This is a genomic window from Halomarina halobia (assembly GCF_029338575.1).
In the GTDB taxonomy this organism is placed as follows: domain Archaea; phylum Halobacteriota; class Halobacteria; order Halobacteriales; family Haloarculaceae; genus Halomarina; species Halomarina halobia.
In genome coordinates, this window is the sequence record NZ_CP119992.1 from 451,241 (window position 1) to 466,917 (window position 15,677).

The 15,677-nt window shown below is 70.4% G+C and carries 16 protein-coding genes, 1 tRNA gene and 1 pseudogene; 11 read left to right on the forward strand and 7 right to left on the reverse strand.

All coding sequences use genetic code 11. The features are described from left to right. Window positions 1-103 precede the first annotated feature (103 nt). Window positions 104-1,351 carry a serine hydroxymethyltransferase gene (glyA, locus tag P1K31_RS02400; RefSeq protein ID WP_276304682.1) on the reverse strand — a complete coding sequence of 416 codons (1,248 nt, stop codon included), beginning with the start codon at window positions 1,349-1,351 and terminating at the stop codon, window positions 104-106. Window positions 1,352-1,474: 123 nt separating this feature from the next. On the opposite strand from glyA, the gene P1K31_RS02405 reads away from it, so the two are divergent. From P1K31_RS02405 to P1K31_RS02415, 3 genes are all read left to right on the forward strand, one after another. Next, entirely contained in the window at window positions 1,475-3,130 is a 1,656-nt protein-coding gene (locus tag P1K31_RS02405; RefSeq protein WP_276304683.1) for a CHAT domain-containing protein, read from the forward strand. Window positions 3,131-3,213: 83 nt separating this feature from the next. Further along, window positions 3,214-4,026, forward strand: a complete 813-nt coding sequence (tbsP, locus tag P1K31_RS02410; protein WP_276304684.1) for a transcriptional regulator TbsP — start codon at window positions 3,214-3,216, stop codon at window positions 4,024-4,026. A 54-nt stretch (window positions 4,027-4,080) separates the two neighbouring features. Beyond that, complete coding sequence (locus P1K31_RS02415) at window positions 4,081-5,787, forward strand: YcaO-like family protein (protein WP_276304685.1); 1,707 nt, start codon at window positions 4,081-4,083, stop codon at window positions 5,785-5,787. A 109-nt stretch (window positions 5,788-5,896) separates the two neighbouring features. Here the strand turns inward: P1K31_RS02415 and P1K31_RS02420 are convergent, their stop codons facing one another. Continuing rightward, window positions 5,897-7,069, reverse strand: coding sequence for a DUF63 family protein (locus P1K31_RS02420; protein ID WP_276304686.1), 1,173 nt, complete (start codon window positions 7,067-7,069; stop codon window positions 5,897-5,899). Window positions 7,070-7,265: 196 nt separating this feature from the next. Between P1K31_RS02420 and P1K31_RS02425 the strand changes: the two genes are divergently transcribed. From P1K31_RS02425 to P1K31_RS22025, 4 genes and pseudogenes are all read left to right on the forward strand, one after another. After that, window positions 7,266-7,526 (forward strand): DUF8072 family protein, encoded by a 261-nt coding sequence (locus tag P1K31_RS02425; RefSeq protein ID WP_276304687.1) that lies wholly within the window; start codon window positions 7,266-7,268, stop codon window positions 7,524-7,526. A 42-nt stretch (window positions 7,527-7,568) separates the two neighbouring features. After that, window positions 7,569-8,972, forward strand: coding sequence for a lamin tail domain-containing protein (locus P1K31_RS02430; protein WP_276304688.1), 1,404 nt, complete (start codon window positions 7,569-7,571; stop codon window positions 8,970-8,972). Continuing rightward, window positions 8,965-9,243 carry a DUF3006 domain-containing protein gene (locus tag P1K31_RS02435; RefSeq protein WP_276304689.1) on the forward strand — a complete coding sequence of 93 codons (279 nt, stop codon included), beginning with the start codon at window positions 8,965-8,967 and terminating at the stop codon, window positions 9,241-9,243. The genes P1K31_RS02430 and P1K31_RS02435 overlap by 8 nt, the downstream gene beginning before the upstream one ends. Window positions 9,244-9,288: 45 nt before the next feature. Then, window positions 9,289-9,591: pseudogene (locus P1K31_RS22025) on the forward strand (DUF3006 family protein); the annotation flags it as partial. A 101-nt stretch (window positions 9,592-9,692) separates the two neighbouring features. Here the strand turns inward: P1K31_RS22025 and P1K31_RS02440 are convergent. Together P1K31_RS02440 and P1K31_RS02445 are read right to left on the reverse strand one after the other, a co-directional pair. Beyond that, on the reverse strand, window positions 9,693-10,532 hold the full coding sequence (locus tag P1K31_RS02440; protein WP_276304690.1) for an MOSC domain-containing protein: 840 nt from the start codon (window positions 10,530-10,532) through the stop codon (window positions 9,693-9,695). Between the two features lie 244 nt (window positions 10,533-10,776). Continuing rightward, a tRNA-Leu gene (locus tag P1K31_RS02445) sits at window positions 10,777-10,861 on the reverse strand. A 292-nt stretch (window positions 10,862-11,153) separates the two neighbouring features. Between P1K31_RS02445 and nikR the strand changes: the two genes are divergently transcribed. Continuing rightward, on the forward strand, window positions 11,154-11,585 hold the full coding sequence (nikR, locus tag P1K31_RS02450) for a nickel-responsive transcriptional regulator NikR (protein WP_276304691.1): 432 nt from the start codon (window positions 11,154-11,156) through the stop codon (window positions 11,583-11,585). A 132-nt stretch (window positions 11,586-11,717) separates the two neighbouring features. Beyond that, complete coding sequence (locus tag P1K31_RS02455; protein ID WP_276304692.1) at window positions 11,718-12,158, forward strand: hypothetical protein; 441 nt, start codon at window positions 11,718-11,720, stop codon at window positions 12,156-12,158. Window positions 12,159-12,358: 200 nt separating this feature from the next. Here the strand turns inward: P1K31_RS02455 and P1K31_RS02460 are convergent, their stop codons facing one another. Next, entirely contained in the window at window positions 12,359-13,015 is a 657-nt protein-coding gene (locus P1K31_RS02460) for a helix-turn-helix domain-containing protein (RefSeq protein WP_276304693.1), read from the reverse strand. A 110-nt stretch (window positions 13,016-13,125) separates the two neighbouring features. Here P1K31_RS02460 and P1K31_RS02465 point away from each other — a divergent pair, with 110 nt between their 5' ends. Continuing rightward, window positions 13,126-13,611: a DUF309 domain-containing protein gene (locus P1K31_RS02465; RefSeq protein ID WP_276304694.1), complete on the forward strand. Its 486-nt coding sequence runs from the start codon at window positions 13,126-13,128 to the stop codon at window positions 13,609-13,611. A 53-nt stretch (window positions 13,612-13,664) separates the two neighbouring features. Next, entirely contained in the window at window positions 13,665-14,447 is a 783-nt protein-coding gene (locus P1K31_RS02470) for a M14 family metallopeptidase (protein ID WP_276304695.1), read from the forward strand. Here P1K31_RS02470 and P1K31_RS02475 read toward each other — a convergent pair. Together P1K31_RS02475 and P1K31_RS02480 are read right to left on the reverse strand one after the other, a co-directional pair. Then, window positions 14,444-14,896, reverse strand: coding sequence for a UPF0179 family protein (locus P1K31_RS02475; RefSeq protein WP_276304696.1), 453 nt, complete (start codon window positions 14,894-14,896; stop codon window positions 14,444-14,446). The two genes, P1K31_RS02470 and P1K31_RS02475, sit on opposite strands and share 4 nt — an antisense overlap. 25 nt (window positions 14,897-14,921) lie before the next feature. Further along, window positions 14,922-15,320 carry a DUF5820 family protein gene (locus P1K31_RS02480; protein ID WP_276304697.1) on the reverse strand — a complete coding sequence of 133 codons (399 nt, stop codon included), beginning with the start codon at window positions 15,318-15,320 and terminating at the stop codon, window positions 14,922-14,924. Window positions 15,321-15,677 lie beyond the last annotated feature (357 nt).

Consider the following 15,677-nt stretch of genomic DNA (forward strand, 5'->3'; position numbering starts at 1 on the left):
GCATAGATGTGCACGTTCGAGCATAGGACGGGCGGGATCGACGGAGCGAGGGACGGCGTATCGGCGGACCGGTCGCGGGGCGACGCGGTTCGCCGGGCGGGGCTCAGTCGTACAGCGGGAAGTCGGCGCAGAGCGCCTGCACGTCCTCCGCGACCTCGGCCTTCACGTCGACGTCGTCGTGGTTGTCGACGACGCGGTAGATGAGGTCCGCGACCTCCTCGCTCGCGGCCTCGTCGAAGCCACGGGTGGTGAGCGCGGGCGTACCGGCGCGGACGCCCGAGGGGTTGAACGGCGAGCGGGTCTCGCCGGGCACCGTGTTCTTGTTCAGGATGATCCCCACGTCCTCCAGCGCGGACTCGGCCTCTCCTCCGGTCGTGTCGGGGTGTGACTCGCGCAGGTCGACCAGCACGAGATGGGTGTCGGTGCCGCCGGAGACGAGCGCGAGGCCGTTCTCCCGCAGGCGCGCGCCGAGGGCCTTCGCGTTGTCGACGACCTGCCGTGCGTAGTCGGCGAAGTCGGGTTCGAGCGCCTCCTTAAAGCCGACGGCCTTGCCCGCGACGTTGTGCATGAGCGGGCCGCCCTGGCCGCCCGGAAAGACCGCCGAGTCGATGGCGTCGGCGTGTTCGTCGCTCGTCAGGACGATGCCGCCGCGGCCCGCCCGGATCGTCTTGTGCGTGCTCCCCGTGACGAAGTCCGCAGTGCCCACCGGCGAGGGGTGGACGCCGGCGGCGACCAGCCCCGTGATGTGCGCCATGTCCGCCAGGTGGTAGGCGTCCACCGCCTCCGCCGTCTCCTGGATGCGCTCCCAGTCCACCTGTCGGGGGTACGCCGAGTAGCCCGAGACGACGACGTCGGGGTCGAACGCGCGGGCGAGGTCGTCGAGCCCCTCGTAGTCGAGGTAGCCGGTCTCGGGGTCCACCTCGTACTGCTCGACCTCGTACAGCTGTCCGGTGAAGTTGGCGGGGTGGCCGTGGCTGAGGTGGCCGCCGTGGGTGAGATCGAGCGAGAGGATCTTGTCCCCGGGCTCGAGCATCGCGAAGTAGACCGCCATGTTCGCCTGCGTCCCCGAGTGCGGCTGGACGTTCACGTGCTCCGCGCCCCACAGCTCCTTCGCTCGATCGATGGCGAGGGTCTCTACCTCGTCGGCGTACTCGCAGCCCGCGTAGTAGCGCTCGCCGGGGTAGCCCTCGGCGTACTTGTTCGTGAGTGCGCTTCCCTGCGCTTCGAGGACCGCCGGGGAGACGTGGTTCTCCGAGGCGATCATCTCGAGCGTCTCGCGCTGTCGCTCGACTTCGGCGGTCAGCGCGTCGGCGACCGCCGGGTCGACGGCACGGACGTGCTCGTAGTCCATGTGCGCCCATCGGCCGGGCCTCTTCAATAATCTACCCCTACCGGTCGAATCGGGAGTGGGCGATACATCTTTACGACTCTGCTCGTATCAAGTGATTGAATGAGAGAGCGCGCGGCCGATGCGATGAGTTCAGTCGACGGTGTCGGTACGAACCCGCCGTTACTCGCCGTCTCGGCCACGCCTACGGGTATCGCGACGGCGCTGACGCATCTCTCGGCCCGGATGCGCACGACGGACGCGGCGCGCTCGCACCCCGACACCCGTCCCCACCCGCCGCTCGTGACCGTGAGCGACGAGCAGCAGGTCCCCCCGTCGCTGCGCGAGAACCGCCTCGACACCGGCGTCGAACTCCGACTGCCCCCCGAACGCGAGTACCTGTTCGTGGCCGCGCCGCTCGCGTACTACCTCGGCGCGACCGTCACCCTCGCCGAGGAGGGGTCGGCGCCCCCGCGCCTGCTCACGTCTGAGGGCGTTCGCGACCTCGCGCCGCTTCCGGAGTTCCAGACCGACGTCGCGGACCTCCTTCGCCACGTCTTCTTCCTCGACTGTCTGGTCCGCGAGCACCGGGGCGAGGAGTTCACGTGTCACCGCGACGCGCTTCCGGACCACGGCCTCTGTCCGATCGCGCTCGCGGACGCGCCGATCCCGGCGAGGCTGGAGGCGTACCTCGACGTCCCGATCGGGGCGTTCGACGACGACTGGCCGGAGTGGCACCTGGCGACGTACGCCGACCCGACCACGGCGTCGCTGCCGTGTCTGCCCTACCTGCTCGACTCGCTGAGCCTCGTCTACCTCCCCGAGTGGTCGGACATCGACGCGCAGGGGCTGCTCCGCCGCTCGCTGGACGACTTCTTTCGCGCGCCCAGGTCCGGTCCCGTCGCGTCGGTCGACGTGGTCGATCCGGAGCTGCAGGAGGGCGAACTCCACGCGTGGCTCGCGGAGGGCGTCCCGGTGTCCGCGTTCACCCCGTCGCTCGCGGCGTTCGAGAACCGCCTCGCGGCCCCGCCCCCGAACGGCGAACTCGACGTCTGCGTCGTCCTCAACGACGACGCGATGGACGGCGAACACGAGGTGGTCGCGCGCACCTACCGCGAGCGGTCGGCCGGGATGCCCGCCGACGTGACCGTCCACGAGTCGCTCTCGGTCGAGGAGCTGGCGCGCCTGCTCGAGTCCGAGCACGACTTCGTCCACTACATCGGTCACTGCGAGGTCGGAGGACTCCAGTGCGCCGACGGCGGTCTCGACTGCGAGAGCCTCTCGGGGTCCGGCGTCAGGACGTTCTTCCTCAACGCCTGCGGGTCGTACCACCAGGGTCGGGCGCTCGTGGAGCGGGGGAGCGTCGCCGGGGCGGTCACGCTACGGACCGTCCTCAACCGCCCGGCTGCGACCGTGGGGACGACGTTCGCCCGGCTGCTCATGTGCGGGTTCGGCATCGAGCGCGCGATGCAACTCGCCCGGCGACAGATAATGATGAGCACGGACTACGCGGTGGTCGGCGACGGCACCTACTCCATCACCGGCGCGGAGCCGGCGGTCGTCCACCTCGACGAGACCGAGGACGGCTACGAACTCACCTACCGGGTCCCGGCGGACGGGCGGGTCGGCGACGGCTTCCGCGCGCCGTTCGAGTCCTGCCGTCGCCTCCGCGGGACGGCCGCCAGGGCGTCGTTCGACCCGGCGTCCGCCGAGGCGTTTATAAAAGCCCGGAACGTGCCGGTCATCTACGACGGTACGCTCTACTGGTCTGACACGTTCAGCGACGATCTAAAAAAGGCCTGAATCCCGCGAATATAAACTCAACGGGCGGTTTCAGTTATTGACAATCAGTGAAATTAAATACCTGATTACCCTATAGTCTAACAATGACCTCGAACTTACTCGAGTCGAACATCGAATCGCTTCTGTCCGCCGCGCTCGCGGACGCCGAGGGGACGATGTACGTGGTCAGCCCGTCCGCGGACACGTTCGAAGCCGCCGTCGACGTCATCGCCGACGCGGAGGACGTCTCCGTTCGACTGCTCGGCGACGAGCGCATGCTCAAGGACGTGCTCGACGACTTCCTCGTCGCGAGCACCGCCGCCGACCTGATCGACGCCGGCCGCCTCGAACTGCGCGGCTACGACGAACCGTCGAACACGCTCATCGTCACCGACGAGACCGTCACGGCCATCGTCGGTGCCGGCAACCTGGTCGCCGGACTCGCCACCGACGACGGGGACTTCGTCGAGAGCGCGGGCCAGCAGTACGAGGCCGCCTGGGAGGACGCGGAGCCGTTCAACCTCCGCACGCCCCCCATCACCCGCGTCCGCGACTCGCTGAACGAGGAGATCGGCGCGGACGTCGCGGGCGACTTCGACGGCGTGCTCGCCTCGCTCGAGACCGCCCGCGGCGACGGCGACGGGCTCGACGAGGTGACCATCAGCCTGCTCGTCGCGGCGAAGAACCAGGAGCTCCTCTACGACATCTCCAAGTGGGGCGAGGACGTCGGCATCGCCTCGAAGGCGACGTTCTCCCGCACCAAGACCCGTCTGGAGGAACTGGGCCTCATCGACACCGAGAAGGTTCCGATCGACGTCGGTCGCCCGCGCCTGCGCCTCGTCCTCGGCGACGACCGCCTGCGCGAGGCCGACACGGACGAACTCGCCAACGTCGCCCAGAGCCTGCTCGCCTCGTAACGCGGACGGATCGTAACCGCCCGACTTTTCCTTCCTTCCACGCTGGCTACTGGCATGACTGTCGCACTCGTCGGTGACGGCCCCGCCGCGGACGCCGCGCGAGCGACGCTGGCCGACGTCGGCGCGGGGATCGTCGAGACGACCGCCGCCGACCTGGGCGGCGTCGACGCCGACCTCGCGCTCGTCGTGGACGCCGTCGGCGCGCCGACCTTCGAATCGACGACCGCCGACCGCGGTCGCTGGCTCGCCGTCGAACTGGGCGGCGTCGGCGGACGCGCCGTCGCGGGCGTCGAGGCCTCGGTCGCCGGGTTCGGGCCGGCGACCGGCTGTTACGACTGCCTCCGGGGCCGCGTCGCGGCGAACCTCGCGGGGACGGACGACGGTGAGGTCGACGCGCCGACGGCGCGGCTGGCGGGGACCGTCGCCGGGCGGGAGGCCGCCCGGTTGCTCGCGGGCGACGGTTCGTCGGGCGCGTCGATCCTCGGGCGCGTCGTGGAAGTCCCGCACGCGCGGCGGGAGTTCCTGCCCCTCCCACACTGCTCCTGCGCCCCGGAGCGCGACTGGGGACTCCGGCGCGATCACGAGGGGCGGAGCCTCGACGACGCGCTGTCGCGGGCCGAGCGCGCGCTCGACGAGCGCGTCGGCGCGGTGCGCGAGGTGGGCGAGGCGGAGTCGTTCCCCCTGCCGTACTACCTCGCGACCGTCTGCGACACGAGCGGCTTCAGCGACGCGCGCGCGGCGGGGCACGCGGCGGGCGTGGACCCCGACTGGAACGCGGCGCTGATGAAGGCGCTCGGCGAGGCGCTCGAACGCTACGGCGCGGGCGTCTACCGCCGGAGCGACCTGCTCACCGCGCCCGCCGCGGGCCTGTCAGGGGCCGTCCCCGCGAGCGAGTTCGTCGCGCCCGAGGGGGTCGCCCCGCCCGCCGACGAGCCGACGGCGTGGGTGCCCGGCGAGGACCTGCGGACGGGCGAGCGCGTCGCCCTGCCCGCCGAGCGCGCGCTGTTCCCCTACGAGACCGACGGCCCGACGATCACCACCGGCCTCGGCCTCGGCAGTTCCGGCGCGGCGGCGCTCGTCTCGGGGCTCACCGAGGTGATAGAGCGCGACGCAGCCATGCTCGCGTGGTACTCGACGTTCGATCCGCTCGGGCTCGACGTGGACGACGCCGGGTTCGAGGCGCTGGTCCGGCGCGCCCGCGCCGAGGGGCTGTCGGTGACGGCGACGCTGCTCACGCAGGACGTGGACGTGCCGGTCGTCGCCTGCGCGGTCCACCGGGAGGGGGAGTGGCCCCGCTTCGCGCCCGGGACGGCGGCCGACCTCGACCCCGCCGCGGCCGCGCGCTCCGCGTGCTGTGAGGCCGTCCAGAACTGGCTCGAACTGCGCGGGATGGGGCGCGCCGACGCCGCCGACGCGGGCGGGCGCATCGGTCACTTCGCCTCCCTCCCCGACTCCGTCCGGGGGTTCGTGGAGCCGTCGGCGACGGTCCCCGCGTCGAGCATCGCCGGCCGGGTGCCCGAGGGCGGGGCCGAACTCTCGACGCTCGTCGAGCGCGTGACGGACGCCGGCCTCGACGCCTACGCCGCCCGCCTGACGCCGCGGGACGTGGGACTGCTCGGGTTCGAGGTCGTCCGCGTGCTGCTCCCCGAGGCCCAGGCGCTGTTCATGGGCGACGCCTACTTCGGCGAGCGCGCTGAGACGGTGCCCGCCGAACTGGGTTTCGAGTCGCGCACCCGTCGAGAGCACCACCCCTTCCCGTAGCGCGCTCGGCCGCAGAAGACGCGTACCGTGGGACGATCGACATCGACGTCGATCTGCCGAAGGGGGTCGCTGCGACGGCCGAGGCGCGATAGCGGTCGAGGGGGGGCGCTCAGATCCCGAACGTCGCGCGGAGCATGTCGCGCGTGCCCGGCCCGAGGCCGACGGCGACGATGGCGACGAGCAGCAGGATGGCGTAGCGCGGGCTCTCCTCGAACACCGTCTCGTCGAAGATGTAGACGACGAGCGTCGCGGCGACGACCTTCACGAGGAGGAACGGCCACGCGCTCCCGATGGCGGTGACGACCCCCTCCGGCAGGACGACCGAGGAGTACTCGATGATGAACTCGTTGATCGGGTGCTTCGGGACGTACTCGAACGGGAGGCCGATCTCGCGCGCCCAGTCGGCGGCGATGACGTTGGCGACGCCGTCGAGCGCGTGGGCGAACAGGACGACGAGCGCGATGAGCCCCGTCCCGGCGGTGATCTCGGGCGCGTACCGGTCGGCGGCGAAGTAGACCACGCCCGCGATGAACACCGACAGGAGGACCGTCAGCACGAGCATCTGGGGGTAGAAGCCCGCGTTCGGGAGCACGGCCTCCAGCCGGCCGGTGACGACGACGTAGAGGTACGCGAGCGTGCCGAGCAGGAAGACGGTCCCGAAGGCGGCGAGCGGCGTCTCGTAGTGCTCGACCACGTCGGCGCGTTCGAGCCAGACGGCGGCGAGCAGCGAGGCGAGCGTGATCGCGAAGACGGTGAAGTAGATGACGGGGCTGATGAGGAGCGTGTTGAGCGGGTACGCGACGAGCTGATCGACCCCGCTCGCGGCGACGGCCGCGTCGTTCGCGTCCTCGACGACGCGGAGCGCCCCGCCGAAGAACATGAACGGGACCAGCGCGAAGAAGGCCGACCGCTCGCGGACGAGGTCGAGGCGGCGGAGCAGGAAGAGCACGCCCGCGAGCATGAACACGAGCGTCGCCGCGTAGCCCACCTCGGAGACGAGCGTGTACCCCGGTTCGGCGACGATCCGCCCCGTCGCCTCCGCCCGCGCGCAGGTGGCCGGGTCGTAGACGAGGTCGACCGACCCGCCGGCGCGGACCGCGCACGCGGCGTTGTTCGCGTCGGCGACGACGGGCCCCCAGAAGTACTGCCAGAGGAACTGATCGTAGACGAGTTCGCGGAAGACCAGCGACCCCCCGACGAGGACGACGAGGGCGGCGATGCCGACGTAGAGCCACGCCCGTTCGGGGCTGAGCCCGGCGCCGAACCGCTCTTCGAGTTCCATACGGGGAGTGGCTGTCCGCGACGTGTTTAGGGTTCCGGTCGTCCCCAGTCGGCGCGCAAAACCCCTCCGGCACCGGGAGCGTCGACGCGGCCATCCCGTCGCGTGCGGGGGCGCGCCGCCCTCCCGCGCGGCGGGATACACCCGACACCGCGGCGAATGCCCACCGATTATGTCGCGCGGCGACGAGGGGGAACGCATGAACACGCTCGCGAAGCGGATCCACAACGTCGCGCCCGAACCGGTCCGACTGCGCCTCGACGGCGGCGACGAGATCGACCTCGACATGCGGAGCGCCGAGTTCTTTCAGGAGTCCTTCCAGGCCGAGGGGGTCGACCGCGACGGCGGGACGACCTACCGGATGGTGACCGACGGCGAGGACGATCCCCTGCTCGTCGCGCGCGCGACGGCGAGCGGGTGGGAGGTCGTCGGCGAGGTGACGGACGTCGAACCGGTTTGACCCGCCGACAGACTGGTATCGCCCCCGTCTCACTAGCCGACGATGCGCGCCGCTTCCCTGCTCTGTTGCTTGCTCCTCGTCCTCGCCGGATGTTCCGGGGCCTCGCCGGGCGTACCGACGCCCGAGACGCCGGACGACCCGCCCGACGGCGACGACGGCGACGAATCGGTCCCCGAGCTGGGCGCGAACGGGACCCTCTCGGTCCACTTCATCAACGTGGGTCAGTCGACCTCGGTCCTCGTGATCTCGCCGACGGGCGAGACGATGCTCGTCGACTCGGGCGACTACACCGACGACGGCGAGCACGTCGTTCGGTACCTCGAACGCCGCGGGGTCGATCGCATCGATCACCTCGTGACGAGCCACGCCGACGCCGACCACATCGGCGGACACGCCGCCGTGATCGAGCACTTCGAGACGGAGGGTGAGGGCGTCGGGGCGGTGTACGACCCCGGGATCGCGTCGAGCACGCGGACCTACGAGGAGTACCTCGACGCCGTCGAACGCCACGACGTCCCGCTCTACCGGACGGTCGCCGGGGACTCGATCCCCCTCGGCGGCGCGTCCGTCGAGGTGCTCGCCCCGCCCGAGGGATACCTCCAGAACCGCGAGCGAAACGAGAACAGCCTCGTGCTCTCTCTCGCTCACGGGAACACCACGTTCCTCCTCCCGGGCGACGCCGAGGCGGCGGGCGAGCGCTACGTCGTGAATCGGACCGGCGGTTCCCTCCCCACGACCGTCCTGAGCGCCGGCCACCACGGGAGCGCGTCGAGCACCGGCGAGGCGCTCCTCGACGCCGCCGACCCGAAGGTCGCAGTTATCTCGAGCGCCTACGACTCGCGCTACGGCCACCCACACGAGGAGACGCTGCAGCGCCTCGCCGAGCGCGACGTGCGGACCTACTGGACCGCCACCCACGGCGACGTGGCGTTCGCTAGCGACGGCGACCGCGCGGCCGTCTACACGCAGCGTGCCGCCCCCACCGACCCGCTCGCGCTGCGGGAGGGCGATCCCGTCGCCCCCGGTGCGGACGGCGCGCTGGAACGCCGGACGGTCGTCGAGAGCGCGGACGGCGGGAACGGAACCGACGGAACCGATCGAACCGACCGACCGGCCGCGCTCGCCGTCGCGGAGATCCACGCGGACGCCGCCGGCGACGACCGGCGGAACCTGAACGACGAGTACGTCGTCTTCGAGAACGCGGGCGACGCGCCGCTCGACATCTCGGGGTGGACGATCCGCGACGAGGCGGGCAAGACCTACGCCGTCCCCGACGGCGTCGTCCTCGCCCCCGGCGAGCGCGTGACGCTGCGCACGGGCGACGGGCGCGACGACGATACCGACCTCCACTGGAACGCGAGCGGGCCGGTGTGGAACAACGACGGCGACACCGTCGTCGTCGAAAACGACAACGGGCAGCGGGTCCTCACGGAGACGTATGCCTGAGTACGCGGCGGTGCTCGACCGCTTCGAGGGCGACGACGCGGTGCTGCTCCTGGAGGACGACGACGGGGTGGCGGGCGACGTCGTCGTGGACCGCTACGACCTGCCGCCCGAAGCGCGCCACCAGGACGCCGTGCTCGCGGTACGCGTCGAGGACGGCGAGGTCGTCGGGGTCGACTACGACCCCGACGAGACGGACCGCCGCCGGGAGGACGCCCAGTCGCGCTTCGACCGCCTCGCGCGACGCCCCGACGACGCGGACGACGAGGAGTGAGCGCGGGGCGAGAGTTTATGAACGAGGGCGGGACCAGCGTATCCCGTGCCGTCGCCGACCCCCGCGCTGCTCGCGATCTCGCTCGCCCTCGCCGCGCTCGTCGTCCCGTGGACCCCCGCTCCCGAACTGACCGCGACCGAGACCGCCGTCCTCGACCGCTTCGAGGGCGACGACGCGGTGCTGGTCCTCGCCGACGGCCGCGTGCGAACCGTCGAGCGCGACCGACTCCCGCGCGCGGGTCGTCGCGTCGACGCGTCGTTCGACGCCCGACTCGCGCTCGGTCGGATCGTCTCGCTGCGGTACGACCCGGCCGCGACGCGGGAGCGACGGCGGCGGGCGAGGGCGCGCTTCGATCGCCTCGCGCGAAGCGTGGACGCGGGAACGGGTGGAGAGGCGGACAGCGGAGGGACGGAGCGGTCGAGTCGGGTACGCTGCCGCCGATCCCCGACCTACGTCGGCAGCGAGCGCGTCCCCAGCACCTCGACCTCGTCGCCCGTGCGGAGGGTCTTCCCCCACTCGCGCTCGGGGACGCGGGTGTTGACCATCAGCCGGAAGTCGTGGTCGTACCGCTCGCTGTCCAGCCACCCGGGGCGCGTCTCCCCCCGCCGCCGGATGAACGTCTCGCGGAAATCGAGCGTCGCCTCGCCGGTGTCGGGGTCGCGGGAGGGGACGACGCAGCGCTGGCAGGGGTTCACGCCGAGCAGTTCGACGTCCCCCACGCGGAACGCGACCGCCTCGCCGCGGTCGGCGTAGAGGCGGTCCTCCCAGAAGGCGGGGACGCCCCCGATCTCGAGGGAGGCGCGGAACCGCCGCCGGGCGGAGTCGAGGTCGAGGTCGAACCACGAGGCCACCTCGCGGAGCGTGGCGGTGCTCACGACCGTCGGGCCGGAGTGCTGCCGGTCGTCGGGGAACCCCCCGGCCGGTTCCCGTCGCACGCTCACGGGCTCGCCGAAGTAGTCGCTCAGCCACGCGTTCAGCGCCGCGCGGTCGTCGAGATCGAACGTCAGCGACCCCTCGGAGCCGTGCTCGCGCAGGGTGAGCGTTCGCGCCTCGCGGTCCACCGTCGAGCGCAGGCGGTGGACCCGCGCCGTCCGCTTGCCGTTCACGTAGTCGCCCCGTCCGCCGACCGACGCCGTCTCCGGGTCGTGCGGGGCGTCCTCGGGGGCCGCGACCATCGCGTACTCGCGGTCGCCGTCGAGCGCGCCGCGTTCGACGACGCGGGCCGCCTCGCGCACCTGCGGGTCGAGGGACTTCACCGGGTAGGTCGTGATGCGCCGGAGTTCCGCCATCGGTCGATGTGACGGCCGCTCGGGTAAGAAGGTTGTCGCGCGGCCGGAGCGTGAGCTATCGGAGTGACGTTTCGAGGGGTGTTGCGAGGGAAGGCCGCTCCAGTGCGGTCTTCCGCATCGTACGCACGATGCGAGGGACAGGATTCGAACTACGCCCGAGAACCTGCGCGAAGCGCAGAACCTCGGTCTACTTCGAATCCTCTCGTCTCGTGCGAGGACGCTCACGTTCGTTCGCGTCCATCGATGCGAGGGACAGGATTCGAACCCGTGAACCTCTACAGGAGCGGATCTTGAGTCCGCCGCCGTTGGCCAGGCTTGGCTACCCTCGCACGCACCACTGAGTCGCCGGGGAGAGCGTTAAAGCGTTGCGAACCGAACCGCAGCGACGCGTTTCGAGGCTCGAACGCCGTCGCCCGCGATCGAGCGGCCGGCGCGGCGACCGGCGCGAGAGCGGTCGGTCGCACGTCGCCCCGTCCCTTCGATCACGTTTCGGGTTACTACTCGCCGTAAGCGCCGAGGGACGGTCGAGCGGCGGGTTATCGCGTTCGTTCTACCGCACTCTCCCGGAAGGTCGCGGGGTTGTACTGAATGTTTAATACTCTCTGGGAGCTCCGTTAATACATGGCAGTGGTAAGCGTCTCGATGCCGGATTCGTTGCTGCAGCGCCTCGACGAGTTCGCGGAGGAGCACGGGTACACCGGTCGGAGCGAGGTCGTCCGCGAGGCCGCGCGGAACCTCCTCGGGGAGTTCGAGGACAGGCGGCTGGAGGACCGCACGCTGATGGGCGTCGTCACGGTGCTGTTCAACTACGAGACGACGAACGTCGAGGAGCGGATGATGCACCTGCGCCACGAGCACGAGTCGCTCGTCGCCTCGAACGTCCACAACCACGTCGGCGATCACTACTGCATGGAGCTGTTCATCCTCGAGGGAACCCTGGAGGAGATCTCGACGTTCGTCGGCAAGATCCGCGCCACGAAGGACACCCTCACCGTGGACTACTCCGTTATCCCCGTCGACGACTTCGAGCGGACGCTGACCGCCGAGGGATGATACTGTCGGACGTACCTTCGTGACGCTACTCGCCACCCTGAGGTGGCGAGATTCCCGACGGGCGTACGTCCGACAGTATGAGCGCGGGGCGGGGACCGGTGGGCACATGTCCCCCGAGTCACAACCGCGTCCATGGCGACCGCCCCGTTTCTCGCACGCGACGGAGACGAACTGAAGCTGATCGCCGCGGTCGGTACCGCCCGGCGGCAGTTCGACCTGACCGACCGGGCCGTGGGCCTCCTCCGCGAACGGGGGTACGACGCGGCCGACGTCGTCCCGTGGGTCACGGCGAGGGCGCTGGTGCTCGCGGGGGGTGCGACCCTCCCGGAGGGCAACGACGCCCGCGAGACGGCGTGGGACCTCCGCGGCGCGGACGGCGGCCGACGGGCGACCGACGAGGAGTGCCGCGAACTCGCGGCGTACCTGACGGGCCTCCGGATCGAGAACCGCACCCTCGAGACGCTCCGCGAACACGTCCGGGAGACGCGCCTCTCCGCGTTCGTCGACCCGGACGACCTCAGGGGTCGCTCCGCACGGGTGAACGCGCTCAACGACATCGCGAAGGACCTCTGAGAGTCGACGGACGGGGCGGAACGACCGCCGACAGAGCAAGTGAGATGTCCCGGCGGCGCGAGTCGACGAGAGCTCCGAGCGAGCCTCGATCCGAGGCTCGCTCACCCCCACGTTCACATCGACTTTCGACGCGCGCCCGCCGGAGGCATCCAGTCCACGGTTCGAGGCCTACCCGTTAGCGACGACGGTTGACATGACAACTACTTATACGTGCCGTCGTCCACGACGGTGTTCCTGACGAGGTTCGCCTCGCCGCGTCGAAGCCGCGCGGAGAGCGCCTGTTTCGAGATGTCGAGGTCGTCGGCGACGTCCCCGAGCGAGCAGTTCCGCGGCACCTCGAAGTAGCCCGCCTCGTAGGCGGCGACGAGCGCCTCGCGCTGTCGCTCGGTGAGCTGGTAGCGCTCCCCTCCCGTCGCGTCGAGGCGGTAGAGCCCCTCGAGGTGAAACGAGATACCCCGTTCCTCGTAGGCCTGGCGGAGCCGCTGGAGCGCGTCGCGCGACGGAACGCGCACCCGAACCGAACTCGCCGTGCTCGTCATCCGGCAGTCGAGCAGCGAGATGTCGAGGTCGGCGATCGCGGGGTAGACGATGCACTCTTCGCCGTGCGAGGTGAGCGAGATCCGATAGAATCGCCGATCGTCGACGGTACTGAGGACGAGGTGCGATTCGACGGTCGCGTCGTCGTCGAGCGCCGCCTCGAACGCCTCGAAGTCGTCGCCGCTCGCCCGGGCGACGACCCGGACCGGTTCGTCGTGGAACATCCGAACGTCTTCGACTTCTACCCGCATCGAGGGAACTGCCTGGAGTGCGCTTCGAAGAAACGGCGAGACGACCCGGTATTCCACGATGAGTCCCATCGTCCGGGGGCGGGGGACGGACGAGCCTAAAGGTTTACATTTGAAGGCGATCCCCTCCGCCGCGCTCCCTCCACCGACGGACCTACCCGGGCGTGGGGTGTGGTACCCACATGGACGACCACACCCGCGATCCCACGGTCGGGCCGCCGCGACGCGGGAGTCCGACGGGGTGGCGCGACGACGGTCGCTGGGAGCACGCGACGCTCCGGCGCGCGACGGTTCACGGTGTCCGACTGTACAACTCGGGGGCGTACCACGAGAGTCACGATTGCTTCGAGGATCAGTGGTACAACTACGGGCGCGGCACCACCGAGAGCAAGTTCCTCCACGGGATGGTGCAGGTCGCGGCGGGGGCGTACAAGCGCTTCGACTTCGGGGACGACGGGGGGATGCGGTCGCTGTTCGACACCGCCCTCCAGTACTTTCACGGCGTCCCCCGCGACTTCTACGGCGTCGACGTGCTCGACGTGCGGGAGACGCTCACCGCCGCGCTCGACGATCCGACCGCCATCGACGGCTGGCGCATCGTCCTCGACGGGGAGACACTCACCGCCCGCGAGAGCGATTTCGAGTACGCCGCGGGGCTCGAGCGCTGACGGGTCGGCGCGGACCGCGGCACTGAAATGGGGGCCGTCCGTACTCCCAGCAAATGCGGGTCGAGCAGTTGGGGGAGGGGGAGCCCGAGTACGCGGTCGTCGGCGCGCTCCACGGCGACGAACCGTGCGGTGCGCACGCGGTCGAGCACTTCCTCCGCGAGCGACCGTCCCTCGAACGACCGGTGAAGTTCGTCGTCGCCAACGAGCCGGCGCTCGAGAGGAACGTCCGCTACACGGACGTCGACCTGAACCGCGTCTTCCCGGGGGATCCGGACGCAGACGAGTACGAGCGCAGACTGGCACACGAGCTGCTGCGCGAGCTGCGCGGCTGCACCACCCTGTCGATCCACTCGACCCAGTCGTACGACCGACCGTTCGCCATCGTCGACGACGCGGACCCGTTGACGGAGGCCATCTGTCCCTACCTCTCCATCGACGCGGTCGTCGAGGCCGGGGGGTTCACCGAGGGGCGGCTCGTCGAGTACGCCAACGTGATCGAGGTCGAGGCGGGTCGGCAGGGATCCGAGGAGGCGAAGGCGTACGCCGTCCGTCTCGTCCGCGAGTTCCTCGGCGCGATCGGAGCGCTTCCCGCGGGCGAGCGCCGATCGGCGGACATCCCCGTCTTCCGCCTCGAGCGGCTCATTCCGAAGACGCCGGCGACGACCTACGACGTCCGGGTGGCGAACTTCGAGCGCGTCTCCCCCGGCGCGACGTTCGCCACGGCCGACGACGACGAACTGGTCGCACGGGAGCCCTTTTACCCCGTGTTGATGTCGCCGTACGGCTACGAGAAGGAGTTCGGCTACGCGGCGGAGTTGACGGGGACGCTCGGTTAGGGCTCTCCGTCTCGGGGCGCGAACTCCACGAGCGTCAGGTCGCGGTCGAGCGCGCAGTACTCGTGGGGCGGGTCGCCGACGACCTCGCGGATCTTGTACGACTCGTCGAACGCCGCGCCGAGCGGTTCGCAGAACTCGTGGCTCGGACACTCGGTGTGGGGACAGGGTCCCTCGAGCGTCGCCGAGGACCCGGCGTAGGCGCTCTTCGAGGCGACGTTCGCGCGAACGGGCGCGGGTTCGACCTCGACGGCGGTGACGCCCGCGTCGTGGACGGCGCAGTCGAGGATCCCGGAGTCGCGCACGTCGGTGACCCGGTAGCGGACGCCCTCGTCGAGGTTGAGACACTGTCCCCGGTAGGGACAGCCCTCGCAGAGGGGCGACTCGCCGTTGAAGACGAACTCGACGCCCTCCTCCGCGAGTCGGGGACCGATGAGGGTGACGGTGCTCATATCCGAGAGACGGGTGCGAGGGCGGTTAAGCCTCCCGCCCGGAGTCGCGTCCGGTGAGTTCGTCCAGCCTCTCGAAGTACTCCTCGCGGGGGACCTGGTACAGCCCCCGGTAGTCGATCTCGCCCCGGGCGAACCGTTCCGCGAGGTCGCGAGCGGTCTCGAACGCCTCCTCGCGGTCGTCGTGGAGGTGCGGACCGTGCTTCACCTCCGGTTCGAGGAACAGCGTCACGTGCCACGGGTCGTCCGGACGCGGGTTCGGTCGAACGCCGGGGCGCCTGGTGCGCGACCCCCGGGTGACGTAGATGGTGGGGAGGCAGGGCGGGGGGAAGTCGCCGCCGTCGAACACGTCCGGACGGTAGGCGAGCACCAGCCGGTCGTCGGCGTCGCTCCAGACCCGCCATCCCTCGGCGAGGTCGTCGGTCATACCGGCAGTACCCACCCCGCCCGCATCAGTCGTGCGGTCCGACCCCCTTATAAACTCTCGATAGTTAATAATTTCTGACACTCAGTTTCACCCGAGCTGTCCGTCGATTTCCCTTCTCGTGGGGGCGGGAAACCCGTCGGAAATCCGACGTCCGTGGGAAGACTTATCTATGTGAGGCAATAACAGAGCCAACAGTATCGGTGGTCACAGCCCCATACGATCAGTCCTTGTGCGCACCCGAGTCGTGACAGCGACGTGGGCCGCACGGGGAAGTCGCGTGATAGCACACCACACGTGGGCGAACGAGCCGCGTGAGTTCACGAAGGGGGGTGGCCGTCGGCACTTGCGGGCAGCGTG